Source organism: Achromobacter sp. (genome assembly GCF_050285585.1).
GTDB lineage: Bacteria > Pseudomonadota > Gammaproteobacteria > Burkholderiales > Burkholderiaceae_B > Achromobacter.
Genome location: NZ_JBLZXF010000007.1, coordinates 212,013 through 237,935 on the forward strand (window position 1 = coordinate 212,013; position 25,923 = coordinate 237,935).

Annotated in this window: 30 protein-coding genes; 14 read left to right on the plus strand and 16 right to left on the minus strand. The window is 68.3% G+C overall.

Annotated features, from left to right (window positions below; genetic code table 11):
- Positions 1–13: 13 nt before the first annotated feature.
- From ACN6PJ_RS12885 to ACN6PJ_RS12895, 3 genes are read right to left on the minus strand one after another with little or no spacing between them, the layout of a single operon-like run.
- Positions 14–814, minus strand: coding sequence for a DUF4198 domain-containing protein (locus ACN6PJ_RS12885; RefSeq protein ID WP_427996259.1), 801 nt, complete (start codon positions 812–814; stop codon positions 14–16).
- Positions 815–828: 14 nt separating this feature from the next.
- Positions 829–1,344 (minus strand): DUF2271 domain-containing protein, encoded by a 516-nt coding sequence (locus ACN6PJ_RS12890; RefSeq protein WP_427996260.1) that lies wholly within the window; start codon positions 1,342–1,344, stop codon positions 829–831.
- A 27-nt stretch (positions 1,345–1,371) separates the two neighbouring features.
- A complete protein-coding gene (locus ACN6PJ_RS12895; RefSeq protein ID WP_427996261.1) occupies positions 1,372–1,998 on the minus strand; it encodes a PepSY-associated TM helix domain-containing protein in 627 nt (208 codons plus the stop codon).
- A 188-nt stretch (positions 1,999–2,186) separates the two neighbouring features.
- Here ACN6PJ_RS12895 and ACN6PJ_RS12900 point away from each other — a divergent pair, with 188 nt between their 5' ends.
- Positions 2,187–2,741, plus strand: a complete 555-nt coding sequence (locus tag ACN6PJ_RS12900) for an HdeD family acid-resistance protein (protein ID WP_427996262.1) — start codon at positions 2,187–2,189, stop codon at positions 2,739–2,741.
- A gap of 6 nt (positions 2,742–2,747) precedes the next feature.
- The gene (locus ACN6PJ_RS12905) at positions 2,748–3,140 is read left to right on the plus strand and encodes a fluoride efflux transporter CrcB (protein WP_427996263.1); all 393 of its coding nucleotides are present in this window, start codon (positions 2,748–2,750) and stop codon (positions 3,138–3,140) included.
- Here ACN6PJ_RS12905 and hpnE read toward each other — a convergent pair.
- The 3 genes from hpnE to hpnC are packed head-to-tail and all read right to left on the minus strand — an operon-like array spanning position 3,137 to position 6,151.
- Positions 3,137–4,459, minus strand: coding sequence for a hydroxysqualene dehydroxylase HpnE (gene hpnE, locus ACN6PJ_RS12910; protein ID WP_427996264.1), 1,323 nt, complete (start codon positions 4,457–4,459; stop codon positions 3,137–3,139). The genes ACN6PJ_RS12905 and hpnE overlap by 4 nt on opposite strands.
- Entirely contained in the window at positions 4,456–5,319 is an 864-nt protein-coding gene (hpnD, locus tag ACN6PJ_RS12915; RefSeq protein ID WP_427996265.1) for a presqualene diphosphate synthase HpnD, read from the minus strand. The genes hpnE and hpnD overlap by 4 nt, the downstream gene beginning before the upstream one ends.
- A gap of 1 nt (position 5,320) precedes the next feature.
- Entirely contained in the window at positions 5,321–6,151 is an 831-nt protein-coding gene (gene hpnC, locus ACN6PJ_RS12920; RefSeq protein WP_427996266.1) for a squalene synthase HpnC, read from the minus strand.
- 140 nt (positions 6,152–6,291) lie between these two features.
- On the opposite strand from hpnC, the gene alr reads away from it, so the two are divergent.
- Together alr and ACN6PJ_RS12930 are read left to right on the plus strand one after the other, a co-directional pair.
- Positions 6,292–7,419: an alanine racemase gene (alr, locus tag ACN6PJ_RS12925; RefSeq protein WP_427996267.1), complete on the plus strand. Its 1,128-nt coding sequence runs from the start codon at positions 6,292–6,294 to the stop codon at positions 7,417–7,419.
- Between the two features lie 132 nt (positions 7,420–7,551).
- The gene (locus tag ACN6PJ_RS12930; protein ID WP_427996268.1) at positions 7,552–8,271 is read left to right on the plus strand and encodes an SDR family oxidoreductase; all 720 of its coding nucleotides are present in this window, start codon (positions 7,552–7,554) and stop codon (positions 8,269–8,271) included.
- Between the two features lie 9 nt (positions 8,272–8,280).
- On the opposite strand, the gene ACN6PJ_RS12935 is transcribed toward ACN6PJ_RS12930, so the two are convergent.
- Positions 8,281–9,138, minus strand: coding sequence for a LysR family transcriptional regulator (locus ACN6PJ_RS12935; protein WP_427996269.1), 858 nt, complete (start codon positions 9,136–9,138; stop codon positions 8,281–8,283).
- 81 nt (positions 9,139–9,219) lie between these two features.
- Here ACN6PJ_RS12935 and ACN6PJ_RS12940 point away from each other — a divergent pair, with 81 nt between their 5' ends.
- Positions 9,220–9,600 carry a tautomerase family protein gene (locus ACN6PJ_RS12940; protein WP_427996270.1) on the plus strand — a complete coding sequence of 127 codons (381 nt, stop codon included), beginning with the start codon at positions 9,220–9,222 and terminating at the stop codon, positions 9,598–9,600.
- Between the two features lie 31 nt (positions 9,601–9,631).
- On the opposite strand, the gene ACN6PJ_RS12945 is transcribed toward ACN6PJ_RS12940, so the two are convergent.
- A complete protein-coding gene (locus ACN6PJ_RS12945) occupies positions 9,632–10,585 on the minus strand; it encodes a LysR substrate-binding domain-containing protein (protein WP_427996271.1) in 954 nt (317 codons plus the stop codon).
- A 110-nt stretch (positions 10,586–10,695) separates the two neighbouring features.
- Between ACN6PJ_RS12945 and ACN6PJ_RS12950 the strand changes: the two genes are divergently transcribed.
- The 4 genes from ACN6PJ_RS12950 to ACN6PJ_RS12965 all read left to right on the plus strand — a co-directional run bounded on the left by ACN6PJ_RS12950 (position 10,696) and on the right by ACN6PJ_RS12965 (position 13,404).
- Positions 10,696–11,589, plus strand: a complete 894-nt coding sequence (locus tag ACN6PJ_RS12950) for an MBL fold metallo-hydrolase (RefSeq protein ID WP_427996272.1) — start codon at positions 10,696–10,698, stop codon at positions 11,587–11,589.
- 75 nt (positions 11,590–11,664) lie between these two features.
- On the plus strand, positions 11,665–12,642 hold the full coding sequence (locus tag ACN6PJ_RS12955; protein ID WP_427996273.1) for a Bug family tripartite tricarboxylate transporter substrate binding protein: 978 nt from the start codon (positions 11,665–11,667) through the stop codon (positions 12,640–12,642).
- A gap of 10 nt (positions 12,643–12,652) precedes the next feature.
- The gene (locus ACN6PJ_RS12960) at positions 12,653–12,895 is read left to right on the plus strand and encodes an alpha/beta fold hydrolase (protein ID WP_427996274.1); all 243 of its coding nucleotides are present in this window, start codon (positions 12,653–12,655) and stop codon (positions 12,893–12,895) included.
- Positions 12,826–13,404, plus strand: coding sequence for an alpha/beta fold hydrolase (locus ACN6PJ_RS12965; RefSeq protein ID WP_427996275.1), 579 nt, complete (start codon positions 12,826–12,828; stop codon positions 13,402–13,404). Before ACN6PJ_RS12960 ends, ACN6PJ_RS12965 begins: the two co-directional genes overlap by 70 nt.
- A gap of 13 nt (positions 13,405–13,417) precedes the next feature.
- On the opposite strand, the gene hpaI is transcribed toward ACN6PJ_RS12965, so the two are convergent.
- The 4 genes from hpaI to ACN6PJ_RS12985 are packed head-to-tail and all read right to left on the minus strand — an operon-like array spanning position 13,418 to position 16,871.
- Entirely contained in the window at positions 13,418–14,218 is an 801-nt protein-coding gene (gene hpaI, locus ACN6PJ_RS12970; RefSeq protein WP_427996276.1) for a 4-hydroxy-2-oxoheptanedioate aldolase, read from the minus strand.
- Positions 14,219–14,232: 14 nt separating this feature from the next.
- Complete coding sequence (gene hpaH, locus ACN6PJ_RS12975; protein ID WP_427996277.1) at positions 14,233–15,036, minus strand: 2-oxo-hept-4-ene-1,7-dioate hydratase; 804 nt, start codon at positions 15,034–15,036, stop codon at positions 14,233–14,235.
- A gap of 19 nt (positions 15,037–15,055) precedes the next feature.
- A complete protein-coding gene (locus ACN6PJ_RS12980; RefSeq protein WP_427996278.1) occupies positions 15,056–15,805 on the minus strand; it encodes a fumarylacetoacetate hydrolase family protein in 750 nt (249 codons plus the stop codon).
- Positions 15,806–15,821: 16 nt separating this feature from the next.
- A complete protein-coding gene (locus tag ACN6PJ_RS12985; RefSeq protein WP_427996279.1) occupies positions 15,822–16,871 on the minus strand; it encodes a fumarylacetoacetate hydrolase family protein in 1,050 nt (349 codons plus the stop codon).
- A 192-nt stretch (positions 16,872–17,063) separates the two neighbouring features.
- Between ACN6PJ_RS12985 and hpaE the strand changes: the two genes are divergently transcribed.
- A complete protein-coding gene (gene hpaE, locus ACN6PJ_RS12990) occupies positions 17,064–18,530 on the plus strand; it encodes a 5-carboxymethyl-2-hydroxymuconate semialdehyde dehydrogenase (RefSeq protein WP_427996280.1) in 1,467 nt (488 codons plus the stop codon).
- A 36-nt stretch (positions 18,531–18,566) separates the two neighbouring features.
- Positions 18,567–19,418 (plus strand): 3,4-dihydroxyphenylacetate 2,3-dioxygenase, encoded by an 852-nt coding sequence (gene hpaD, locus ACN6PJ_RS12995; protein WP_427996281.1) that lies wholly within the window; start codon positions 18,567–18,569, stop codon positions 19,416–19,418.
- Here hpaD and hpaR read toward each other — a convergent pair whose 3' ends face one another.
- Together hpaR and ACN6PJ_RS13005 are read right to left on the minus strand one after the other, a co-directional pair.
- Positions 19,419–19,883: a homoprotocatechuate degradation operon regulator HpaR gene (hpaR, locus tag ACN6PJ_RS13000; protein ID WP_427996282.1), complete on the minus strand. Its 465-nt coding sequence runs from the start codon at positions 19,881–19,883 to the stop codon at positions 19,419–19,421.
- 101 nt (positions 19,884–19,984) lie between these two features.
- On the minus strand, positions 19,985–20,599 hold the full coding sequence (locus tag ACN6PJ_RS13005; RefSeq protein WP_427996283.1) for a hypothetical protein: 615 nt from the start codon (positions 20,597–20,599) through the stop codon (positions 19,985–19,987).
- A gap of 426 nt (positions 20,600–21,025) precedes the next feature.
- Between ACN6PJ_RS13005 and radA the strand changes: the two genes are divergently transcribed.
- The 3 genes from radA (at position 21,026) to ACN6PJ_RS13020 (ending at position 23,665) form a co-directional block, all read left to right on the plus strand.
- Positions 21,026–22,387 (plus strand): DNA repair protein RadA, encoded by a 1,362-nt coding sequence (gene radA, locus ACN6PJ_RS13010; RefSeq protein WP_427996284.1) that lies wholly within the window; start codon positions 21,026–21,028, stop codon positions 22,385–22,387.
- A gap of 87 nt (positions 22,388–22,474) precedes the next feature.
- Entirely contained in the window at positions 22,475–23,254 is a 780-nt protein-coding gene (locus tag ACN6PJ_RS13015; protein ID WP_427996285.1) for a sulfite exporter TauE/SafE family protein, read from the plus strand.
- A 171-nt stretch (positions 23,255–23,425) separates the two neighbouring features.
- Positions 23,426–23,665, plus strand: a complete 240-nt coding sequence (locus ACN6PJ_RS13020) for a hypothetical protein (RefSeq protein ID WP_427996286.1) — start codon at positions 23,426–23,428, stop codon at positions 23,663–23,665.
- A gap of 140 nt (positions 23,666–23,805) precedes the next feature.
- On the opposite strand, the gene ACN6PJ_RS13025 is transcribed toward ACN6PJ_RS13020, so the two are convergent.
- Both ACN6PJ_RS13025 and ACN6PJ_RS13030 read right to left on the minus strand, forming a co-directional pair.
- On the minus strand, positions 23,806–24,762 hold the full coding sequence (locus ACN6PJ_RS13025; protein WP_427996287.1) for a 2-hydroxyacid dehydrogenase: 957 nt from the start codon (positions 24,760–24,762) through the stop codon (positions 23,806–23,808).
- Between the two features lie 102 nt (positions 24,763–24,864).
- Positions 24,865–25,851 carry a Bug family tripartite tricarboxylate transporter substrate binding protein gene (locus ACN6PJ_RS13030; protein ID WP_427996288.1) on the minus strand — a complete coding sequence of 329 codons (987 nt, stop codon included), beginning with the start codon at positions 25,849–25,851 and terminating at the stop codon, positions 24,865–24,867.
- Positions 25,852–25,923: the final 72 nt, after the last annotated feature.

Here is a 25,923-nt window from a genome sequence, read left to right on the forward strand (position 1 = left end):
CGGCCAGGCAGGCTCAGGGCTGCAGCACTTCGACCGTGCCCGCGTACGACAGGCGGCGCTTCTTGGCCTGCGGCACGCTGACCTTGGCGTCTTCCATGCCGGCCTCGATCCAGTACAGGCCGGGTTGCGGCCACTTCACCGAGAACTTGCCGTCCTTGTCGGTCTTCAGCTGGATCTCGCCGACCTTGTCGCGATAGCGGCTGCCGCCGGGCACGACGTTGACTTCCAGTTCCGCCGCGGGCTTGCCGTCCAGCAGCATCTGGAAGGTGGCGGATTCGTCCGTGAACAGGTCGTTGGGGTGGCTGACGGGAGCCAGTTCCAGGCCGCGGCCCACCGGCTTGACGGCCGAGGGCTTGCCGGCGGTGACGAAGGTTTCGACGCGGCCCAGGCTCTGGGAGATTTCCAGGTCCTCGGCCTTGGCGGGCACGGCCTGGGCCAGGCCTTCGGCCTTGCCGAAATAGCGCTTGTTCTTGCCGTCTTCCTTCCAGCGAGCGAACACGCCGTCGTTGACGACGGCCACGCGGTACGTGCCGCTTTGCTTGAGCTGCAGGTCGAAGGTGCTGCGCAGCTTGCCGCGGTTGAGGTTCTCGGCCTCGGCGGAGGCGCCGTCGGGCGCCGTCACGGCCAGGCCGTCCAGGCGCAGCGGCGCGTGGTTGAAATAGAACTTGTCGTTGCCCACGGCGGCGTCGACCGTGATCCAGCTGTCGGTGCCGGACAGCACCGTCGAGGACGGCACGATCCAGACGTCGTGCGCGTGGGCGGCGAAAGGCAGGCAGAGCGCCAGGGCGGCGGCCAGTTTGGCGGCGGATTTCATCGTTGCGTTCCTAGTCAGGGTTTCAGGTCGAGCGCGACGGCGCCCAGTTCATGCTCGCCGCGGGCCGTCAACTGCTCGGCCTTTTGCGGCGGCCATTGGAAGGGGATGCGCAGCAGTTCGCGGCCGCCGACTTCGCGCGCCGCTTCCACCACCATCGCGTACTGGCCGGGCTTGAGCTGCGACAGGGGCTTGCTGGCCGCGTCGAAGCTCAGCGCGTGCTTGCCCACCGGCTTGGTCGCGCCGCTCACGCCGTCCACCGGGAACTGCTGGTTGCGCCCGCTGCGGCGCCACCACTGGCGCATGTCCTTGAGCCATTCGGTGCCTTCGTTGTTCTTCTTGGCCACGTCGTACCAGACCGCCAGATCGGTGGCGACGCTCTGGTCGGGATTCTCGATCCAGATCGCCACGTAGGGGCGGTGGTATTCCGCGACATCGAGGCGCGGAACCTCGATGGACAGGCCGATGTCGGCCGCTTGGGCCGTTCGGGCGATCAGGCCGGCCAGCAGGGCCGACAGCAACAGCTTGCGCATGGAAGTCTCCAGGGCGGATCGATGGGATCAATGAATGAAGAGCAGGGCCAGCACGACCGGGATCACGACGCCGAGCCCGACCATGGGCCAGGTCGCGCTGCGGTTGCCGGCGTGCATTTTCAGCAGTACCAGCCCGGTCAGCGAAAAGACCAGACAGGCGGCGGCGAAAATGTCCAGGAACCAGCTCCAGGCCAGGCCCGTGTTGCGGCCCTTGTGCAGATCGTTCAGGTACGAGATCCAGCCGCGGTCGGTGCGTTCGTATTCGACGTCGCCGCTGGACAGGTCTATGGACAGCCAGGCATCGCCGCCGGCGCGCGGCAGCGACAGATAGATCTCGTCCGCGGACCATTCGGCGGCCCTGCCGGCCGCGGCGGCGTCCAGCGTGTCGTCCAGCCACTGCGCGACGGGGGCGGGCAGGGGCGCTTTTTTCTGCGCGGGAGGGGGGGACAATTGCGCCAGCACGGCGGCGGGCAGCCTGGCCTCGCGGCTGGTCACCACCGCCTTGGCCTCGATGTGCGAGGCGTTGTTCAAGGTCAGCCCCGTGACGGCGAACAGCAGCATTCCCAGCAGGCACAGCGCCGAACTGATCCAGTGCCATTGATGCAGCGTCTTGAGCCAATAGGCCCGGCGGCGAGGGGTGGGTTGACTGTCCATGGGGTATCGGGTGAAAGCCCGCGGATTCTAACATTTAATGAGAATGAATCTTATAAATGCCGCGATTGCGCCTGAGAGGCGATTTCAATCGATTTCGGGCTCGCTGCCCCTTGGGGGGGCGCGCGGCGTGGCGCCTGTGCGCTGGCGGCGATAAGATAGGCCACCCGTTACAAACACCGGAGGTCGTCATGCTTGAACAGCAAGTCGCGGATCGCATCGGTCGTCATTGGGGGTGGGTGGCTCTGCGCGGCGTCGTCGCCATCCTGTTTGGCCTCATGGCCATGTCGATGCCAGCCATCACCCTCTCCGCGCTGGTGCTGGTGTGGGGCGCCTTCGCGCTGGCCGACGGCGTGCTGGCGCTGATCGCCGGCGTGCGCATCCGGGACAATGGCAAGCCGCTGTGGGCGCTCATCGTCGTGGGCCTGCTGGGCGTCGCCGCGGGGATCGTCACCTTTCTCTGGCCCGGACTGACCGCGCTGATCCTGCTGTACATCATCGCGATCTGGGCGCTGGTGTCGGGCGTATTCCAGATCATCGCCGCCGTCCGCTTCCGCAAGGAAATCCGCAACGAATGGCTGCTCGGCCTGTCGGGGCTGGTGTCGGTGCTGTTCGGCGGCATGCTCATCATGCAGCCCGGCGCGGGCGCGCTGGCGCTGGTCTGGGTCATTGGCATCTATGCCGTGTTTTTCGGCATACTTCTGCTGGTTTTTTCCTTCCGACTCAGACAGCACAAGGCGTCCTGATTCCCGATGTCCGCATACCAGACCCTGATCCCCCTGAATTTCCTCGCCGTGGGCGTGGGCGCCACGCTCGGCGCCTGGGTCCGTTGGCTGGTCGGTCTGTGGCTGAACGTCGAGTCCTGGCCGTGGGGGACCTTCGCGGTGAACCTCGCGGGGGGCTATCTGGTGGGGCTGGTGCTGGCCCTGGTGGCCGGCCATCCCGAATGGCCCGCCTGGGTGCGGCTCGGCGCGATCACCGGCTTCATGGGCGGCTTGACCACGTTTTCGACCTTCTCCGCGGAAACCGTCGCCATGCTGGAGCGCGGCGCCTACGGCACCGCGGTGGGCTATGCCGGCTTCAGCCTGGCGGGTTCGCTGCTGCTGACGGCGGCGGGCCTGGCCACCGCCAGCCTGCTGCGCTAGCCGGCCAGCGGGGCCAGCACGCGCGCGGCCTGCAGGCCGCTGCGCACCGCGCCTTCCAGCACGCCGGGGTAGCCTGTGTCGGTCCAGTCGCCGGCAAGCGCCAGGGTGGGCCAAGGCGTGGAATTCAGCGGGCGGGTCAGGCCCGGCACCGCCGCGAAGGTCGCGCGTTTCTCGATGAAGAGTTCCGCCGCCGTCACTTCCGGCATGGCGGGCAGGCGCGCGGGATGGCGCGCTGCCTGCTCGGCCACCTGGTCGATCAGTTCCTCGATGACCTGCTGGCGGTTGCGGTCCGCGATGCCGGCGGCGGCGCTGGCCACCACGGCCAGTTCGCCGGCCTTGGCGTCGCCGGCCAGTTGCGCGCGGTCGAACAGCCATTGGCCGATGTGGCCGCGGGCGGCTTCCTCGCGCAGCATCATCATGGGCTCCGGCAACCGCCAGGGCTCCGCCAGCCGCAGGTTGAGCGTGGCGATGGGCAGGTAGTCGAAGGCCTTCAGGGCCTCGAGCAGGCCGCTGGCGCCGGCTTCCCGCAGCGGGGCGTCCAGCAGCCGGGCCGCGAAGGTGGGCGGCACGGCCAGCACCGCCGCGTCGAAGCGTTCCTGGTTGATGTCGATGCCGTCGTCGGACGGGCGTATCTGGCGCACCGTGCTGCCGTAGCGCATGGTGACCTGGCGCGCGGCCGCGTCGGGCCATAGCGCCGACAGGTCGGTGCAGGGCAGCAGCATGTCGCTGTCCTCGCGGCTGCCCGCCAGGCTGTCGCGCAGCACGCGCGCGAACAGCGCGGCGCTGGCCGTGGCCATCGGTGTGTTCAGCGCGGCCAGGCAGAGCGGTTCCCAGAGCTGGCGGATCAGCGCGTCGGACTGGCCGTGGTAGTGCAGCAGGTGCAGCACGGTCCAATCGCGCGGAGGCGTCCAGGACATGGTTTTCAGCCCGCGCATGAGGCGCAGGGTGGCCAGCCGGTCGGCCCAGGACAGGCCGCGCGCCCGCAGGATGGCGATGGCCATGTGCAGCGGGGCGGGCAGGCGCGGGGCCGACAGGCGGAAACGGCCGTCCAGGCTGGCCAGCCGCAGGGGGCGGCGCATCAGCAGGGCGTCCGGATTGCGGCCCACCCGGCGCATCAGCGCCAGCGTGTGCTTGTAGGCCCCCGAAAGCAGGTGCTGGCCGTTGTCCAGCGGCGCGTCGAATTCGGTGTGGAAGACACGGCGAGCGCGCCCGCCGGGGGTATGGCCGGCTTCGAACACGGTGACCTTGGCGCCCGCCTCGCGCAGCGCCACGCTGGCCGCCAGTCCGGCCCAGCCCGCGCCGATGACCGCGGCCTTCACCGCGCCAACCGACGGACGAGTCCGCGTCCGCCGCCCACCCAGGTCTTCCAGGCCAGCCACAGTTTGCGCAGGGGCGTGAGCGAAATCCGCTGGTGCAGCACCTGCCAGTTGTCGCGCTCGATCTCGTCGAGCAGCGCGTGGTAGATCGCGGCCATCATCAGCCCGGGCCGCTGCGAACGGCGGTCGGCCTCGGGCAGGTTGTTCATTGCCTCGCGGTACAGGCCGCGCGCGCGGTCGGCCTGGAACTTCATCAGCGCGCTGAAGCGCTCGGAGTACTGGCCGTTCAGAATGTCAGAGGCCTTGACCTCGAATTGCTGCATGTCGTTGACGGGCAGGTAGATGCGGCCGCGGCGGGCGTCGTCGCCCACGTCGCGGATGATGTTCGTCATCTGGAACGCCAGGCCGAGCTTCTCCGCGTAGACCAGGGTCTTGGGATCGGAGTAGCCGAACACGCCGGCCGACAGCTCGCCCACCACGCCGGCGGCATGCCAGCAGTACTTCCGCAGGCCGGGCCAATCCAGGTAGCGGGTCTGGTCCAGGTCCATTTCCATGCCGTCCACCACGGCCTGCAGGCGTTCGCGGGTGATCGAACAGCTTTCGAGGTGCGGTTGCAGGGCGCGCGTTACCGGGTGGTCCGGCGTGCCGTCGAACATCTGGTCGATCTGGGTGCGCCACCAGGCCAGCTTGACGCGGGCGAGCGACGGGTCGGTGCATTCGTCCACCACGTCGTCGACTTCGCGGCAATAGGCATACAGCGCCGTGATGGCGCGCCGCCGCTCGGGCGGCAGGAACAGGAAGGCGTAGTAGAAGCTCGAACCGCTTTTGGCGGCTTTTTCCTGGCAATATTCGTCAGGGGTCATATCAGGTAATTGCGCGCCACACCATGATGGCCCAGTCTTTGGCGCCCAATTCGGGGCGATTCATGAATACATCGTAGCCGCTCGCCTCGATACGCTCCAGCACGCGCAGCCCGCCTTGCACCACCAGGCGCAGCTCCAGGCCCATGCGGCCCGGCAGGCGGCGCGCCAGCGGAGCGCCGAAGTGTAGCAGCGCGCGGGCGCGTTCCACCTCGAAGGCCATCAGGTCGCGCCAGGCGGGCGTCAGCCGGCAGGCTGCCAGGTCATCGTCGGTCACGCCATGGCGGCGCAGGTCTTCCTGCGGCAGGTAGACGCGATGCTTGCGCCAATCCACCCGCACGTCCTGCCAGAAGTTCACGAGCTGCAGGCCGGTGCAGATCGCGTCCGCCTCGTCCACGTTCTGCGGATTGGTGGCTTCGAACAGATGCAGCATCAGCCGGCCCACCGGATTGGCGGAACGGGTGCAGTAGTCGGCCAGGGCGGCGTAGTCTTCGTAGCGCTTGACGCTGATGTCCTGCTCGAAGGCGGACAGCAGGTCGTAGAAAGGGGTGATGGGCAACTGGTGGCGGGCGATGGTGGCCGCCAGCGGCCGGAAGATGCCGGCCAGTTCGGGCGAGCCGGGTTCCGGCGTCGAGCCCGGTTCGGCGCCGATGCGGTGCAGTTCGGCCCGGAACGCGGCCAACTGGCTCAGCCGTTCCTCGTCCGTGGCGCTGCCTTCGTCGGCGATGTCGTCCGCGGCGCGGGCGAACCGGTAGATATCGGTCACGGCGCCGCGCAGCCTGCGCGGCAGCAGCAGCGAGGCGACGGGGAAGTTCTCGTAGTGATCGATGGACATAAAGCGGGTTTGCGGTGCGGCCCCGGGGGCCCTGACGAACCCATTTTAAGGTGAACGAGCCCCGGCCGTTTGGCCCGGGCATGGGGCCATGCCGCGGGGGCAAGGATCAGTTAGACTTAAGCGCCACAGGATTGCACACCATGCCGCGCCCAATTTCAGCCTCCGTCTCCGTTTCCGCCCTTGCGCACAACCTTGCGGCGGTGCGCCGCCATCTCGACCAGACCGCGGCCGCCGCGTCCGGCCTGCCGCCCTCGATCTGGGCGGTCATCAAGGCCAACGCCTACGGGCATGGCATCGAGCAGGCGGTGGCGGGTTTCTCCAAGGCGCAGGGCCTGGCGATGCTGGACCTGGACGAAGCCGTGCGTTGCCGCGAGGCGGGGTGGGGCGGGCCGATCCTGCTGCTGGAAGGGTTTTTCAGCCCGTCCGACCTGGAGATCGTCGACCGCTACCACCTGAGCTCCACCGTGCATAACCGCGAGCAGCTGGACATGCTGGCGCGGGCGCGCCTGTCGCGCCGGGTGGACATCATGCTCAAGCTCAACAGCGGCATGAACCGCCTGGGCTTCAGCCCGGCCGCCTATGCCGCGGCGCACGAACGCGCCATGCTGCTGCAACAGCAGGGCACCCTGGGCTCGGTGGGCAAGATGACCCACTTCGCCTGCGCCGACGGCCCGCAGGGCGTGAACGAACAGCTGGGCCTCTTCAATTCGGTGACGCATAAGCTGCCGGGCACCATCAGCGTCTGCAATTCAGCGGCCACGCTGCGCTTCGCCGAGATCGCCGTGGGCTCGGAAACGCAATCGCACTGGGTACGCCCCGGTATCTGCCTCTACGGGGCCTCGCCGTTCGCAGACGCCGAGGCCGTCTCCTTCGGCCTGAAGCCGGCCATGTCGCTGCGTTCGGAAATCATCGCCGTGCAGGATCTGAAGGCGGGCGACTCCGTCGGCTACGGCGCCATTTTCCGCGCCGAGCGCTCCATGCGCATCGGCATCGTGGCCTGCGGCTACGCCGACGGCTATCCCCGCCACGCCGCCACCGGCACGCCCGTGGTCGTGGCCGGCATCCGCACCCAGTTGGTGGGCCGCGTATCCATGGACATGCTGATCGTCGATCTGGGCCCGATTCCCGCGGCCGGCGTGGGCACGCCCGTGTCGCTCTGGGGCGAGGACGGCCCCTCCGTGGACGAGGTCGCCCAGGCCGCCGGCACCATTGGCTACGAGCTGCTGTGCGCGCTGGCGCCGCGCGTCCCGGTCACTCGGGACGCCTGAGCCGACACGTCCGGCGTGCAAGAATTGCTACGCAATTTACAAGACAGGTGGCGCCGGATGGTGTCTACTTGGAAGACCGGGCGCTCAAGCGCCCGTTTTTGACCAAGAAAACAGACGACGAGGTTTCAATCCATGAAGGACAAATGCGTACTCATCACGGGCGCCACCAAAGGCATAGGCTGGGCCCTTACGCAGCGGCTGTCCGACATGGGCTGTCACGTGGTGGGCATTGCGCGCAACACCACCGACGTGGATTTTCCCGGCTATCTCTACGCCTGTGACCTGGCGGACGCCGGCCGCACCGAGGAAGTGCTGCGCGAAATCCGCGAGAAATTCCCCGTCGACGCGGTGGTCAACAACGTCGGCATCGTCTCGCCGCAGCCGTTGGGCGAAATCGACCTGGCCACCCTGTACAACGTGCTCGACCTGAACGTCCGCGTGGCGGTGCAGGTCACCCAGGCCTTCATCGAATCCATGAAGGTGCGCCGCGCCGGCCGCATCGTCAATGTGGTCAGCCGCGCGATCCATGGCGGCATGGATCGCACCGCCTATTCGGCCGCCAAGAGCGCGCTGGTGGGCTGCACGCGCAGTTGGGCGCTGGAGCTGGCCGAATACGGCGTGACCGCCAACGCGGTAGCGCCCGGTCCGATCGAAACGGAAATGTTCCGCGCCACGCGTCCGGCGGGCAGTGAGGCCGAAAAGCGCGCCCTGGCTTCGGTGCCCATGAAGCGCCTGGGGACCCCCGCCGAGGTGGCGGCCGCCATCGCCTTCCTGCTGTCCGACGACGCGGGCTTCATCACCGGCCAGGTGCTGGGCGTGGACGGCGGCGGCAGCCTCGCCGGGCGCTCGTAACCAGCCGCCTCAGCTGCGCACCGCGCTCCGGAAGGCCGCCGAAAGGGCCGTGAGCGCATCGCGCGCCCGGCCGTCCTTGACCCGGGTGTGCAGCAAGACGGGCAACTGCGGTATGGCGGGCAGCCCCAGCCTGGGGCCCGCATCCACCGCGCCGAACGGCAGCATGCGCGGAGACAGCGCCGCAACGCCGAGCCCCGCCATCACGGCTGCCGTGACGGCCATCACGCCTCCGCCCACGAAAACTTCGGTCCAGGGTATGCCCGCCGCATCGAGCAGCTGGCCGGCGAGCGCGCGCACGCCGCAAGGCTGCGCCATCGTGGCCAGCGGCAGCGGTTCGCCTGTCCGGTGCTGCCAGCCCGGGGCAGCGAACCAGCCGAACTTCTCCTGGGTGATGATTTTCCCGTCGTCGCGGCCCGCGTGCAGGCGGACGATCACCGTGTCCAGCTCCCGCCGGTCGAAGCTCTGGAGCAAGTCGGCCGACGAGGCGATCCGGATTTCGATCAGCAACTGGGGGTCCTGCGCGTTCATGCGCGCGATCAGCGCCGGCAGTTCGGGGCCCGCGACATGGTCGCTGATGCCGATGGCGAGGCGTTGCCTCGCTTCGGCCATGGCGGACAGCGCGCGGTCGTGCACGGCAAGGAGTTCGCGCGCGTGTTCCAGAAAGCCGGCGCCTCGCGCCGAAAGCGCGACGTAACGGGGCGTACGCTCGACCAGGCGGAAGCCGAGCCGGTCTTCCAGCCGCTTCAGCTTCAAGCTGACCGCGGCCTGGGTCGTGCCCATGGCGTCGGCGGCATGCGTGAAGCTGCCGAGTTCGGCAATGCGAACGAAAGCCTTGACGGCATCGAGGTCGAGCGCGCGTTCAGTCATTTCAAATATTTATCGTTGATATATATACAGATAGCGTATCAGAATAGATAACATGAAGCGGCATTCTATGGAGAACCCACCATGCCGCTCGTTCACATCTCATTGCGCGCCGGAAAGACGCAAGCCTACCGCCAGGCCCTCTTCGACGGCGTCTACCAGGCGCTGCGCGAAACCTTCAACGTGCCCGACGACGACCAGTTCATGGCCATGACCGAGCATGACGCCGCAAACTTCCGCTATGGCGCGACCTATCTCGATATCGCGCGCAGCGACGACCTCGTGTTCATCCAGATCACGGCGAGCAACACCCGCAGCATGGAGCAGAAGAAGGCGCTGTTCCGGCGGATCGCCGAACGGCTGGAGGCAAGCCCGGGCATGCGCCCGGAGGACGTGTTCGTGAATCTGGTGGAGGTGGAGAAAGAGAACTGGTCGCTCGGCCGCGGTCTCGCGCAGTACGCGTGAGGCCGCCAGGCGGCCCCGCGCGGGCCCGGCATCAGGCGCCCAGCGCGCCGGCCTCCAGGCGCAGCGCCTCCAGAAAGCGCACGAGGGCCGGCGCGGCGTCGACTTGCGCCCGCTGCACCACGCCGACCGGCGGCAGGGTCCAGTCGGGGCGGAACCTCAGGATGGCCAGCACGCCCATGGCGGCGTAATGCTGCGCCACCGCGCGCGGCATGGCCGACAGCAGATCGCTGCTGCGCAACAGCACCTCGTTGGCAAGCAGCGATACCGATTCGGCCATGGGCGCGCGCAATGTCAGCCCCTGTTCGGCGAAGTAGGCGTCGATGCGCTGGCGCAGCGGCGCTTGCGGCGGAGGCAGGATCCAGTCCTGCCGCGCCAGCGCGGCGGCGGTGATGCGGGTGGATGCCGCCAGCGGATGGCCGATGCGCGCCACCACGCATATCGGCTCTTCGTACAGCACTTCGGTGCGGAACATGGGCTGGGTCGCGTCCAGCATCAGCCGTCCCAGCACGCAGTCGAACTCCCCGCGGGCCAGGCCCGCCAGGAGCATGTCGTGCGCGCCTTCCTGCAACATGACGGTGACGCCCGCATGATCGGCGCGCAAGCGCCGCAGGGCCCGCGGCACCAGGACGGGCAGCGCGACCTGCTGCACGCCGACGCGGATCCGTCCGCTGGCGCCCGCGGCCAGGGCGGCGATCTCGTTGCGCGCGCCGGACAGGTCGGACCAGAGCACGTCCGCCTTGCGGGCCAGCGCGTGCCCGAATCCGGTGGGCGTGATGCCGCGGCGCGTGCGCTGGAACAGCGGCACGCCGAACATGTCTTCCAGTTCGAGCAGCTGCTTGCTGGCGGCAGGCTGGGTCATGCCGAGCTCGGCGGCGGCCTTGTGCACGCTGCCCTGCGCGTACAGCGCCCGCAGCAGGTCCAGATGGCGCATGCGCAGACGGCCGCCGATATGGCGAAGCTCGGGAATCCGGGGCGTCGATGGCATGGTTATCCAATTCCAATTGGTTATCACAGCATTCTAATAATTGATTAGATTGTATGCACCCCGTACCTATACTGGACCGCAGTTCAACCGTCCTGCGAAAAGGGGAAACCATGAAGATCACGATGCTGGGAACCGGCGCCGCGCTGCCCGATCCCGACCGGGGCCAGTCCGCCATCCTGCTGACGCTGGATGACGACACGCATTACCTGTTCGATTGCGGCGAGGGCGCCACGCGTCAGATGGTGCGCGCGAACGTCGATCCGGCGAAGGTCGGTTTCGTATTCCTGACGCACCTGCACCACGACCATATTTGCGACTATCCCTATTTCGTGATCTCCAGCTGGATGCTGAACAAGCAGGGCGCGCCGCTGGTGCTGGGGCCGAAGGGCACGCGCCACTTCGTCGACCACCTGTTCGAGAACGGCGCGTACCAGACGGATTTCCGGGCGCGCAGCGCCTACCCGGTGCGCCAGGCCAATATCGAGGCCGCGCGGCCCGAGGTGCGCGAAGTCAGTCCGGGCGTCGTCTTCGAAGACGGCAAGGTCCGCATTTCCGTGGACTGGGTCGAGCACATCCCCCGCGAGGTCTGCGAATGCTTCGGCGTGCGCGTGGAGGCGGAAGGCAAGGTCATCGCATTCAGCGGCGACACCGCGCCCTGCGAGGCCATGGTGCGCCTGGCCCGGGACGCGGACCTGCTCATTCACGAGTGCACGTTTCCCGAATCGTTCATCGCCCATCGGGCCAAGACCGGCGTGGGCACGTACGCGCACACCAGTCCGACCGATCTCGGCAAGATCGCGCGCGAGGCCAATGTGAAGAGCCTGGTCGCCACGCATTTCGGGCACTTCGACTCCACCAGCCCCGTGCTCAAGCGCGCCGCGGCCAAGCACCTGCCTGTGGACCTGATGGGCCCGCACCTGATGGACGAGATCGTGGCCGACATCCGCAAGAACTACGCCGGCCCGCTGCGGCTGGCCCACGACCTGATGCGCATCGACCTCTAGCCCACGCAGGAAACGAAGGCCGGCCTTCGGGCCGGCATGTCGCGGGCATGCCGCCCGCCGGCCAGGGAGAACACCATGACGTACCGGACGTGCGCCGTTTCCGTTTTGCTTGCCTTGGGCGCGGCGGCTTCGCCGCCGGCCGCCCGGGCGCAGTATCCCGATCATCCCATCCGCATCGTGCTGCCGTATGCGCCAGGCGCGGCGGGCGACGTCGCCATGCGGCAGATCCAGCCCCTGCTGGAGCAGCGCCTGGGCCAGCCCGTGGTGGTGGATTACAAGACAGGCGCCGGCGGCAATATCGGCGCGCAGGAAGTCGCGCGCGCGAAGCCGGATGGCTACACGCTGGTGCTGGGCGCGACCAACAATTTCGTCATCAACCAGTTCCTCTACCGCAAGCTGGGTTTCGATCCGCTGGCGGACCTGGAGCCCGTGGGCAAGCTGGCGGACGTGCCGGCCTTCGTCTATGTCGGCTCGCAGGTGCCGGCCACGGACTACGCGCAGTTCGAGCAGTATGCGCGCGCGCAGAAGGGCAAGCTGAACTACGGTTCGCCGGGCATGGGCACCACGCCCCACCTGTCGGCCTACCGCCTGTCCAAGGCGATGGGCGCGGGCATGACGCACATCGCCTATCGCGGTTCGACGCCGGGCGTGCAGGCCCTGCTGGCGAACGAGATCCAGATGTATGTCGGGGGCTACAGCATAGCGGCCGCCTACATGCCGCAGGGCAAGGTCCGGGCGCTGGCGGTGGCGGCGCCCCAGCGTTTCGCCGGGTTGCCCGACGTGCCTACTGCCGCCGAGGCCGGCATGCCTGACGTGGTGCAGGGCAATTGGTGGGGGTTTGCCGCGCCCAAGGGCACGCCGGCCGACCGCGTCGCGCGCTTCGCCGGCGCCTTGCACGAGGTGCTGGGACTGCCCGAGGTGCGCCAGGCCTATCTTGCCAACGGCTTCGTGCCCGGAAGGGACTCGCCGGCGTCGTTCGCCGAGGAATGGCGGAACGAAGCCCGCCAATGGCAGGCCGTGGTGCGCGAGTCCGGCGTGGTCCTGGACAACTGAGGAGGGCGCCATGGAATTCGAACGCCGGGGCTCGGGCCATCCGCTGTTCCTGCTGCACGGTTTCTGCTCGTCGTGCGTGATCTGGAGGGACCTGATGGCGGAGCTGGCGGACATGCGCGACGTGATCGCGCCGGACTGGCCCGGCTTCGGCCGCGCCGCGCGGGCGGAGCCGCTGTGGGGGGCTTGCCGGACTATGCCCGGGCGCTGCTGGCGCTGGCCGACGGACTGGGCATCTCCACCTTCGACGTTCTAGGCCATTCGTTCAGCGGCTTTGTGGCGCAGCAATTGCTTTGCGACGCGCCGGCCCGGGTCGGGCGCGCGGTGCTGTACGGCTCAGGCCTGAGCGTGGACCCCGCCGCGCGTTTCGAGCCCATCGAGCAGACCCGGGCGCGCCTGCGCGCGGACGGCCCGCGGGCCACGGCCCGCCGCGTGCTGGCGACGTGGTTCAGGGAGGGGGAACGGCATCCGGCCTACGCCGCGTGCCTGGAGGATGGCGCGTCCATGAGCGCGGCAGGCGCGGCGTCGATGATCGAGGCCGCGCAGGGAGTGGATTTCAGCCAGCGCTTGCGCCTGGCCCAAGCGCCCGCGCTGGTGATCCTGGGCGAGCACGAGCGCAGCCATCCGCTGGCCTCGGCGCTGGCTCTGCGGGCCGCTCTGGACAAGGGCAGCCTGTGCGTCCTGCCGGACAGCGGACACGCGGCGCACCTGGAATGCCCCCTTTTGTTCAAGGCGGCCCTGCGGGCATTTCTCGGCGCGGCCTAGCGCCGCGCGGCGCTCAGTAGGGGCCCTTCGAGGCGGCGGGCGCGGCGACGTTCTTGAATTGGCCGGCCAGCTGTTCGGCCGCGCGCGCCAGCAGGATGGCGTCGACGCCGACGGCGACGAAGGTGGCGCCCAGCGAGAGATAGTGCCTGGCCTGCTCGATGCCGCCGTGCAGAATGCCGGCCGCCTTGCCGGAACGGACGATGCGCTTGATCGCGTCGTCGATTGCCTTGGAGACTTCCGGGTGGTCCGGCTGGCCCAGGTACCCCATGCTGGCCGACAGGTCGGCCGGCCCGATGAAGGCGCCGTCGACCCCGTCCACGGCAAGAATCTCCTCCAGCGCGTCGACGCTGCGCGGGGTTTCGATCTGCACCAGCACGCACATCTCGTCGTTGGCGCGCTCCAGGTAGCTGGGGATGCGGTTCCAGCGCGACGAGCGGGCCAGCGCGCTGCCCACGCCGCGGATGCCTTGCGGCGGATAGCGCACCGCCGCAACGGCGGCCTCGGCTTCCTCGGCGGACTGCACCATGGGGACCAGTATCGTCTGCGCGCCCGCGTCCAGGATCTGTTTGATCTGGACGGCGTCGTTCCAGGCGGGCCGCACGACCGGGGCCGCCGGGTAGGCGGCCATCGATTGCAGCTGCGCGAGCGTGGTCTGCAGGGTGTTGGGCGAATGCTCGCCGTCGATCACCAGCCAGTCGAAGCCGGCGCCCGCGACGATCTCGATGGAATAGGCATTGCACAGGCCGGCCCACAGGCCGATCTGGGGCTTGCCCTCTTGCAGGGCGCGCTTGAAGGTATTGGTCAGGATGTCCATGGGCGGCGGGTCGCTCAAATGAAGTGGCAGTTGACGGAGCCAAGCACGCCGTAGTCGACGTTGAAGGTGTCGCCGGGGCGGGCGGCCACCGGCCGGGTGAAGGACCCCGACAGGACGATCTCGCCCGCTTCCAGCGCCACGTCGTGGGCGGCCAGCTTGTTAGCGAGCCATACTACGCCATTGGCGGGATGGTTCAAGACGCCGGCGGCCACGCCGGTCTCCTCGATCACGGCGTTGCGCGACAGGATGGCGCCGATCCAGCGCAGGTCCAGTTCGCCGATCTTCACGGGCCGCCCGCCCATCACCACGCCCGCGTTGGCCGCGTTGTCGGCGATGGTGTCGAACACCTTGCGGGGGCGCTTGGTGTCGGGGTCGATACCGTGCGAGCGCGCGTCGATGATCTCCAGCGCGGGGATTACGTAGTCCACCGCGTCGTATACCTGGAACAGCGTCACGCCGGGGCCCTGCAGGCGCTTGCCGAGCACGAAGGCCAGTTCGACCTCCAGCCTGGGCAGGATGAACCGGCCGGCGGGTATGCCGGCGCCGTCGTCGAAGAACATATCGTCCAGCAGCATGCCGAAATCCGGCTCGTCGATCTGCGAAGCCTGCTGCATGGCGCGCGAGGTCAGCCCGATCTTGTGGCCCCGCTTGACGCGGCCTTCGGCAAGCTTGATGTCCATCCAGGCGCGCTGGATGGCGTAGGCATCGGCGATATCGATGTCGGGGTATTCCAGCGAAACCTGGCGGATCTGGCGGCGGGTGCGTTCGGCGTCGTGCAGGCGCGCGGCGATGGCGCGCACGGTATGGGTGTCCAGCATGCGGATTCCTGGGGGGGATTCAAGTCGGGTAGGGGACCAGCGTGTTGACCAGCCGGCCGATGCCTTCGATTTCGGTCACGACCTCGTCGCCGGGCCGAACGTTGACGATGCCGTCGGGCGTGCCCGTCAGGATCAGGTCGCCGGGCGACAGCGTCATGAAGCTGCTGAAGTATTCGATCAGCGCGGGCACGTCGAACACCATGTCGCGCGTGTTGCCGCGCTGCGTTTCGACGCCGTTGACGGTGGTGCGCAGATTCAGGTTCATCGGGTCCTGGACATCGTCCCGGTCCACCAGCCAAGGGCCCAGGGGCGTGCAGGTGTCGCGGCTTTTCACGCGCAGGTTGGGGCGGTACCAGTTTTCCAGGTAGTCGCGCAGCGCGTAGTCGTTGGCCACCGTGTAGCCGGCCACGTGGTCGTAGGCCTGGCCGCGGGCGACCTTGCTGGCGGTCTTGCCGATCACCACGGCCAATTCGCATTCATAGTGCATGAAGGCGACGTCGGCGGGGCGCAGGGTCTGCGCGCGGTGGCCGATGAACGTGTTGGCGGCCTTCAGGAAACCCAGCGGTTCCTCGGGCGCCTTGAACGCCAGTTCCCTGGCGTGGTCGGCGTAATTGATGGCCAGCGTGAACGTCGTGCGGGGTTCGATGGGCGGCAGCCACGTCACCGCGTCTTCGGGAAGTTCGCGGCCATCGGCCAGCCGTAGGCGGCCAGGGCCGGCTTCGGTCGCGGCATGGATGGCGCCGTCCAGGGAAATGCGGGCATGCTTCATGGGAAGGCTCCTGCGGTCAAAGGCCGGCGCGCCGGGCGGCCAGCGTATTGCGCAGCGTGCCTACCTGCGCGATGCGGATGTCGTAGCGTTGGCCGGCGCGTGCGCGCGGCGCGCCCGGCGGGGGGCCGACGAGCAGGATGTCGCCCGCCTCCAGGCTCATGAACTGGGTCACGTCGGCGATCAGGCGGGCCACCGGCCGGATCATGCCGGCCGTGCTGGCGCGCTGCGCCACCGCGCCGTCGATCCGCACCTCGATGTCCAGCGCGTCGGGATCGGCGACGGACGCGGCGGGCGCGAATTCGCCGCCGATGGGGCAGAAGCCGTCGCGGCACTTCTGCTTGAGCGCCGGGCGGAAGTAGCTGGCGTGCGGCACGGACAGATCGGCGACGACGCGGTAGCCGGCCACGTAGCCCAGCGCCTCGGCTTCGTCGACGCGGGTGGCGCGGCGCGAAAACACGACGCCCAGGCAGGCGCCTATCTCCACTTCGTCCACGTCGGCCGGCAGCGTGATGGCGGCGCCATCGCGCGCATAGGTATTGGCGGGCTTGATGTAGAGCACGGGCGCCTTGGGAGCGCCCTTGTACGGGGCGGCGTCGATGGCCTCGCCCATCGCTGCCAGCGCCTGGGGCGTATTGAGCGCCGCGCCCACCACCGTCCGGGGCAAGGGCAGCGCCGCCTGGGCGGCGCGCGCCGCGAGGTAGTCGCGATAGTTGTTGAACTTGTAGTTCAGCACCGGGTCGGCCTCTTCGATCTGCATCGAAATGCCCAGAGGGCGCGAGGCCATTACAGGCGCCAGCGCCGCCGTCAATGCCTGGAACACGCGCTCGCCCAGCGCGGCTTTCTGCGCATCGCTGCGGCCGTGGCCGATGCGCAGCACCACGTGGACGAAGGCGTTGTCGGGATGGCCGTCGACGATCAGGAAGTCGTCCACCCGGACGGCGCGGGTGCGCGCGCCCGCCAGCGGAAACAGGCTGCCGTCGCCCACGGCGGCGTCCTGCACCGTCCGCATCAGCTTGTCCGTATCCAGGGCCAGATTGCCCGAATATTCAATCCAGATATGGGGCATGGCCTGCTCCGCGCAAAGTAATTAGCATGTTAAGTAGTTTAGTGAAAAAGCCTGCCCGTGACAATGCGCGCGCTGACTCGTCCGGTTGGGGGTTTCCCGCCGTTGACAGGGCGGGCCGGCAAGCATAATGTTAACGTGTTAATTATATCTGCGCGGAAGGTTTCGGCGCAGATCCTGGCCAAGGAGCCGCGCGTGAGCATCAAACACTGGATCAACGGGAAGCAGGTCGACAGCCCGGACCGCTTCGTCACCTACAACCCGGCCACGGGCGAGGCCATCGGCGAAGTGGCCGCGGGCGGCCAGGCGGAAATCGATGCGGCCGTCGCCGCCGCGGCCGATGCCTTCCCCAAGTGGGCCGGCACGCCGGCGAAGGAACGCGCCCGCCTGATGCGCAGGCTGGGCGAACTGATCGACCAGAACGTGCCGGCGCTGGCCGAACTGGAAACGCGCGACACCGGCCTGCCGATTTCGCAGACCCGCAAGCAACTGATTCCGCGCGCCTCCGAAAACTTCAACTTCTTCGCCGAGGTGTGCACGCGCATGAACGGCCACACCTATCCGGTGGACGACCAGATGCTCAACTACACGCTGTACCAGCCCGTGGGCGTGTGCGCGCTGGTATCGCCGTGGAACGTGCCTTTCATGACGGCAACCTGGAAGACGGCCCCGTGCCTGGCGCTGGGCAACACCGCCGTGCTGAAAATGTCCGAGCTGTCGCCGCTGACGGCCGACCAGCTGGGCATGCTGGCGCGGGAGGCCGGCATCCCGGCGGGCGTGCTGAACGTCGTGCAGGGCTACGGCGCCACGGCGGGCGATGCGCTGGTGCGGCATCCCGGCGTGCGCGCGATCTCGTTCACGGGCGGCACGGCCACCGGCAAGAAGATCCTGGCAAGCGCTGGCGGCATCAAGAAATACTCCATGGAGCTGGGCGGCAAGTCGCCCGTGCTGGTTTTCGACGACGCGGACGTGGAACGCGCGCTGGACGCGGCCCTGTTCACCATTTTTTCGCTCAACGGCGAACGCTGCACCGCGGGCTCGCGGATTTTCGTGCAGCGGGCCATCTACGACGATTTCGTGCGCCGGTTCGCCGAGCGGGCGCGCCGCCTGGCCGTGGGCGATCCCGCGGACGAAAAGACCCACGTGGGCGCCATGATCTCTCGCGCGCACTGGGAGAAGGTCACGGGCTACATCCGCCTGGCCGAGCAGGAAGGGGCGCGCATCCTCGCGGGCGGCGCCGGGCGGCCCGCCGGCCTGCCGGCGAGCCTGGCGGGCGGAAACTTCGTCAGCCCCACGGTGCTGGCCGACGTCGACAACCGGATGCGCTGCGCGCAGGAGGAGATCTTCGGCCCCGTCGCCTGCCTGTTGCCGTTCGAAGACGAGGCCGAGGGCCTGGCCCTGGCCAATGACGTGAAGTACGGTCTGGCGTCGTATGTCTGGACCCGCGACATCGGCCGCGCGCATCGCCTCGCCCGCGGCATCGAGGCCGGCATGGTGTTCATCAACAGCCAGAACGTGCGCGATCTGCGCCAGCCTTTCGGCGGCACCAAGGAGTCCGGCACCGGGCGCGAAGGCGGCGAATACAGCTACGAAGTCTTCGCCGAGATCAAGAACGTGTGCGTATCGATGGGCAGCCACCACATCCCCAAATGGGGCGTCTGAGCCCGCAGGAATTCACGAGAACGAGGAGACTAGATCATGGGCAAGCTCGCGCTGGCGGCCAAGGTAACGCATGTGCCGTCCATGTACCTGTCGGAGCTTCCCGGCAAGCACCAGGGCTGCCGGGAAGCCGCGATCCAGGGGCACCGCGTCATCGGCCAGCGGTGCCGGGACCTGGACGTGGACACCATGGTCGTGCTCGACGTGCACTGGCTGGTCAATGCCGGCTACCACGTCAATTGCAATGCGGGTTTCAAAGGCCGCTACACCAGCAACGAGCTGCCGCATTTCATCAAGGACATGGATTACGCCTATCGCGGCAATCCGCAGCTTGGCCGCCGCATCGCCGAATGCGCGAACGCGGCCGGCGTCGGCGCGAGATCGCACGAAATCGACAGCCTGGAACTGGAATACGGCACGCTGGTGCCGATGCGCTACATGAACGGGGACGGCCGTTTCAACGTGGTCTCCGTGGCGGCATGGTGCGCCTGGCATGCGCTGGATGAAAGCCGGCGCTTCGGGGCCGCGCTGCGCCAGGCCATCGAGGAGAGCGACAGCCGCGTGGCGGTGCTGGCCAGCGGCTCGCTGTCGCACCGCTTCAACGACAACGGCAGCCCCGAAGCCGCGATGCACGAGATCAGCCGCGAGTTCTTCCGGCAGGTGGACCTGCGCGTGGTGGAGTTGTGGCGCCAGGGGGACTGGAAGGCCTTCTGCGCCATGCTGCCCGAGTACGCCGACCTGTGCGCGGGCGAGGGCGGCATGCACGATACCGCCATGCTGCTGGGCCTGCTGGGCTGGGATGGGTACGACAAGCCGGTGGAGATCGTCACCGACTACTTCGCCAGTTCCGGCACGGGACAGATCAACGCGATTTTTCCCGTGCCGGATTGATCAGGCTTCGTCGGGCGCGCGCGGCGCGTCGGCGTCGCGCTTGATCAGATCGACCATCGTGTCCACGTCGCGATAGAGGCGTTCCAGCAGTTCCTTGCCGATCCTGGCCTCGATCTCCTGGTACTTCGCGTCCACTTGGGGGCGCATGCGGTCGATGAGTTTGTTGCTCTTGGGCGTGAGCGAGATTTCCTGGCGCCGCTGGTCGGCGCTGGAGCGCGCGCGCCTGATCAGCCCTTGCTCCTGCATGCCGGCCAGCATGCGGGTCAGGCTGGGGCTGAGGATCTGGCAGCTGCGCGCGATCTGGTTGGGCTCCATGGCGCCCACTTCGCTCAAGGTGCGCAAGACCCGCCATTGCTGTTCGGTGACGCCGGCCTCGTGCAGGATGGGGCGGAAATGCGCCATCAGCGTTTCGCGGGCGTATAGCAGCAGATGGGGAAGGTTGCGGTGGTGGAAACTCGGGCTCATGCGGCTATGTTAGCAAGAAGCCGCGCGGTTCCTGCGTGGCGTGCCCAGTGCGCGGACACCGGCCCCGCCGGACGGGGCCGATGCCGGACCGGATGGCGCGGTCAGGCGGGATTCTGGTCGGCCAGTTCCCGCAGGTCGTCGGGCAGCGCCAGGTCGGGGGCGCCTTCCTGCAATTCGCGCAGCGCGTGCAGGGCGTCGTCCTGCTGGTCCGCCTGCATCAGGGAGCGGATATGGGCCACGCGGGCTTCGATGTCCTGGTCGCTGAACGGGGCCGCCTGCTCGGCGGCGGGGTCGCCTTGAGGCGCCTCGGCCGCCTGCTGGTCCGAAGGCGGCGCTTCCTGGACCGGGACGGCCTGGGGCGGGGAGGCGGGGGCGGCTTCGCGCTGGATCGCGGGCGCGGCCTGCGTAGCGGGCGCCTCGGCCTGGACCGCCGGGCGGTCCTGGCTTGGCTCCGACTCATGCGGGGCGATCAGTTGGGTGGCCTGGTCGGCCAGGTCCTGCTGCGCTTCGCGCATGTCGGTCCATGCGAACAGGCCGATGACCATCGCGGCGCAGGCGGCGGCGCCCCAGCCCGGATGCCAGCTATGGCCGGGATGCCATCTGCGGCGCACCGCCGCATCCAGTTCGGGGCTGGACCCGGGACCGGGCCGGCGGTACAGGGCGCGCAGGTCCCGTTCGTCGTCTTCGTCGAAAGGGGGGCGGTAGGTAATGCTCATGCGCGTACTCCTCGCGCATGCGTCTGGTGGCAGGGCGCATCCGCGTTTGACCTCCGCGTGCGCCGCGCCGGTTCATCCGGCGGTCTCGTCGCAGCTCGGGTCCTGTTCCGGTTTAGGCGGCTTCCTGGAAAGCCGCGCGTGAATGCGCCGCGATTCCCACTGCCGCGCCCTGGCGGGCGTGCGGCTGCGGGTATGCCGCCCTGGATCGGGCGGTTCGACAATGCGCTGCACGCGTCGATTATGCGCGATTTGTGGAAATCCGGCAGGAAATTTCTTGAATTTGCATCATGTAACTTCGATGCGCCCCTTTTTCTGAAAGCGGAGCGACAGCTCCATGCGCCAAAACGGTGCGCAAAGGCGGCGCCAGCGCGCCTAACGGCCACGTTCTGCCGGCGGTCGCAAGTGGATGCCGGTAAACTTTCGCGCATGGCCAAATCCCGAACCGTATACGTCTGCGCCGATTGCGGCGGCACCACCCCGAAGTGGCAGGGCAAATGCCCGCATTGCAATGCCTGGAACACGCTGGAAGAGACGCTCGAGTCCTCGACGCCGGCCGCGTCCGCCCACCGTTATGCGCCGCTGGCCTCCAGCAGCCCAGTGCGCAGCCTGTCCGAAATCGAAGCCCGCGAGACGCCGCGCCAGCCCACCGGGCTGGACGAGTTCGACCGGGTGCTCGGCGGCGGCCTGGTGGCTGGCGCCGTCGTGCTGATCGGCGGCGATCCCGGGATAGGCAAGTCGACGCTCCTGCTGCAGGCGCTGGCCTCTCTTTCCACGACCACCAGCGTGCTGTATGTCACCGGCGAGGAATCCGCCGAACAGGTGGCGCTGCGCGCGCGGCGCCTGGGCCTGCAGACAGGCAACGTCAACCTGCTGGCGGAAATCCGGCTGGAGGCCATCCAGGCCGCCGTGTCCGAACAGAAGCCGACCGTGGCGGTGATCGACTCGATCCAGACGCTGTACAGCGGCGAGCTGAGCGCCGCGCCGGGCTCGGTCTCGCAGGTGCGCGAGTGCGCGGCGCAGCTCACGCGCCTGGCCAAGCAGACGGGCATCGCCATCGTCATGATCGGCCACGTCACCAAGGACGGCGCGCTGGCCGGGCCGCGGGTGCTCGAACACATCGTGGACACCGTGCTGTATTTCGAGGGCGACACGCATTCGTCGTTCCGTCTGGTGCGCGCCTTCAAGAACCGCTTCGGCGCGGTCAATGAACTGGGTGTCTTCGCCATGACGGACCGCGGGCTGCGCGGGGTGGCCAACCCGTCCGCCCTGTTCCTGTCGCAGCACGAGCAGCAGGTGGCCGGGTCCTGCGTGATGGCCACGCAAGAGGGCACGCGCCCGCTGCTGGTGGAGATCCAGGCGCTGGTGGACTCTTCGCATGCGCCCAATCCGCGCCGGCTGACGGTCGGCCTGGAAGGCAACCGCCTGGCGATGTTGCTGGCCGTGCTGCACCGGCATGCGGGCGTGTCGACGTTCGACCAGGACGTGTTCGTCAACGCGGTGGGCGGCGTGCGCATCACGGAGCCCGCGGCCGACCTGCCGGTGCTACTCGCCATCATGTCCTCGTTGCGCGACAAGCCGCTGCCGCGCGGCCTGATCGCGTTCGGCGAAGTGGGCCTGGCGGGAGAAATCAGGCCCGCGCCGCGCGGCCAGGAACGGCTGCGCGAAGCGGCCAAGCTGGGATTCTCGATCGCCCTGATCCCGAAGGCCAACGCTCCGCGCCAGGCGATCGAAGGCCTGGAGATCTGGGCGGTGGACCGCCTGGACGCGGCGCTGGACAAACTGCGTTGACGCCGCGGCCCGACGCGGGCCGGCGGCGATTCGGACATCCGTATTCTGTTTGCCCTTCCATGATGGCGGGGCCTGCTGGAGCAAGACTTGAGTCTGTTAGTTATCGCGGCCTGCCTGGCCGCCGGAGGCCTGATCGGTTTCATGGGGGGCGTGCTGGGCATCGGCGGCGGCCTGATCGCGATTCCCGCGCTGGTGCTGCTGATGGGCATGTCGCAGCAGCTGGCCCAGGGCACGGCGCTCATCATGGTGCTGCCCACCATCATGATGGCGGTGCGCAAATACAACCAGCAGGTACGCATCGACAAGCGCGTGGCGCTGGCGGGCGCGGCGGGCGCCGTCGTGTTCACCTGGGTGGGCGCGCGGCTGGCGCTGGGCATCGACTCCGGCGTCCTGCGCCGCAGCTTTGCGGTCTTCCTGTTCTTCATCGCGCTTTTCTACGTCTGGCAAACGTGGCGCGCATCGCGTCCCGCCGCTGCGCGCAAGCCCGCGGCCAAGGGCGGGGCGCCCGTCTTCACGCCGCGCCGCGCGAGCGTGCTGGGCATTCTGTGCGGCACGCTGGGCGGCTTCTTCGGCGTGGGCGGGGCAGTGCTGGCCGTGCCCATCATCACGACGATGTTCCGCCTGCCGCAGACCACCGCGCAGGCGCTGGCCCTGAGCATGGTGATCCCGGGATCCATGATCGCGCTGATCACCTACACCTGGGCCGGGCAGGCCGACTGGCTGGTGGGGGCGCCGCTGGCGATAGGCAGCCTGTTGTTCGTGCCGGTGGGCGTCAAGCTCGCGTACCGGCTTCCTGAACGCAAGCTGAGAGCCTGCTTCGCGCTCATGCTCTTCGCCACCGTTGCGCTGCTGGCGTTCGAGAGCTGATCCTTGCGAAGTCATGTCGAACCCATTTCGAACCGTTAGCGGCCGAAATTTTATGGTTCCGCGCTGAACCTTCCAGCAGGGCCGTGCTCCAACCCGATACGGGTCTCGCGGTGATGTTGCCGCCCCGTGTTGGAAAAGGCCCAGGCCTTTGTACATTCTGGAGGTCATGAAATGACGACTCACTCCCGTATCGCTGCGTTCCTGTCCACCTCGGCCCTGTGCCTCGGTCTTGCCGCCGCGCCAAGCGCGTTCGCGGCCGGCGCCGACGCTTCGGCCAAGACGGGCGAAAGCAAGACTCAGGCGCAGCACAAGCATCACAAGTCCGACAAAACCTCTGCCAAGCACGAGGCGGGCAAGTCGGGCGGGGCTGCGAAGATGGACAAGTCCGGAGCCGCGGCGCCGGCCAAATAGTCGCGGCGGGCCGCGAGGCCCGGGTTCCTTTGCGCAAACGACTTCCGATTCCCGCGGGGCCGGAAAGTCGAAAGCCTCTCGGTATGGGCGCCGAGAGGCTTTTTCATTTGGGCGGCCGGCCAGGCGGCCGGGCGGCGCGCTTACTCCACCGGCGTGATCACGCGGCCGGTCTCGAAGTACGCTTGCAGGTTCTCCAGCATGAGGTTCTCCATGCTCATGCGCGTCTCCAGCGTGGCGCTGCCGATATGCGGCAGGACCACGGCCTTGTCGCTGGTGGTCAATGCCTCGGGCACCTTGGGCTCGTGCTCGAACACATCCAGCGCGGCGCAGCCCAGCGTGCCGGCCTGCAGCGCGTCGACCAGCGCGGCTTCGTCGATGACGGGGCCGCGCGCGATGTTGACGATGATCCCGTTGGGACCCAGCGCTTCCAGCACTTCGCGATTCACCAGATGGCGCGTGCCGGCGCCGCCGACCGTCGCCACGATGAGGAAGTCCGCCCATTCGGCCAGGCCGGTGAGGGTGGCCTCGTAGCCGTACTGCACGTCGTCGCGCTTGCGGCGGTTGTGGTAGCGGACGTCCATGTCGAAGCCAGCGCCGCGGCGCGCGATGGCCTCGCCGATGCGGCCCAGGCCGACGATGCCCAGCTTCTTGCCGCTGACGCGCTGGCCCAGCGGGATGCTGCCGTGCACCTGGCCCCAGTGGCCCGCGCGCACGAAGCGCTCGCCCTGGCCCATGCGGCGGGCGCCGGCGATCAGCAGGCCCCAGGCCAGGTCCGCCACGCAGTCGGTCAGCACGTCGGGGGTGTTGCTGACTTGCACGCCGCGCCGCTTGGCGGCCTGGACGTCGATGGTTTCATAGCCGACGCCCCAGCTGCAGATGGCCTTCAGGTCCGGCAGGGCGTCGATCAGTTCGGCATCGGCGCCGAAATTCGCGGAGGTGACGACCGCCGTAATGCCCTTGCCGTGCTCGGCCAGCGCGGCCTTGCGGTCCGGGTATTTCCACAGCTCGACGACGTCGTAGCGCTCTGCGAGGCTCTGGTTGGCGGAAGGGGAACCGGCCAGCGAGCCGACCTGGATGATGCGATGCTTGGTGGTCATGTTGTCGTACAGGTGGGTGGCAAAATAACGATGCTACTTGATCCGGAGGCGGATAAGGCCGGGAATGCCCGCTAGGGGCATCCCGGCGCGCGGATTCCGGATTCATTCCAGCTGGATGTTGGCCTGTTTGATGACGTCCTTCCAGCGCTTGACCTCGGCTTGCTGGAACGCGGTGAACTGCTGCGGCGTGTTCGCCACGACCTCGAAGCCCAGCCCTTGCAGCGTCTTCTCGGTCTGGGGCTCGCGCAGGGCGGTCTGCAGCGCCTTCGACAATTGCTGGACGATGGGCGCCGGGGTGCCCTTGGGCACGGCGAAGCCTTGCCAGGAGTACACCACCATATCCTTGATGCCGGCTTCCGCCAGGGTCGGCACGTCGGGCAGGTCGGCGGCGCGCGCGTCGCCGGTGATCGCCAGCGCCTTGAGCTTGCCCGCCTTGATGTGGGTCTGGACGGCGCCCAGGTTCTGGAACGACACGTTGACCTGTCCGCCGATCAGGTCCGCGATGGCCGCGCCGCCGCCGCGGTAGGGCACGTCCACGCCGGTGCTTTGCGTGCGCTGGCGGAACAGCACGGCGGACAGGTGGTCGGAGGAACCCGTGCCGGACGAGGCATACGACACCTTGCCCGGATTCTTCTTCGCGTAGTCCACCAGTTCGGCCACGGTGGCTACGGGGAAATTGGGCGCCGCGACGAGCACGTTGGGGTTGCGCACCGCCTGCGTCAGGTATTCGAAGTCCTTGCTGGGGTTGTAGGACAGGCTCTTGTAGAGGGCCTCGTTGATGGCGAATGTGCCGATCGAGCCCACCATCATGGTGTAGCCGTCGGGGGTGGAGCGGGCCAGCGCCTGGGCGCCGATCGCGCTGTTCGCGCCGGGCTTGTTCTCGACCACGAAGGTCTGCCCGAGGAGTTTCGTGAGCGCGGGCGTGACCGAACGCGCGGTGATGTCGGATGAACCGCCCGGCACGAAGGGAACGATCATCGTGACGGGCTTGTCGGGATAGCCGGCCGCGTGGGCGGCCGGCCCGCCAAGCAGGACGGCGCCCGCCGCGGCAGCGGCCGCCGCGGCTACGGCGCTCAGTAGTTTGTTCATGGTGTCTCCAGGTTCGCGTGATGATGTGATGGGCCCGCCGCCCACGCGTTGCGGACGGGCCCGGATCGGCGC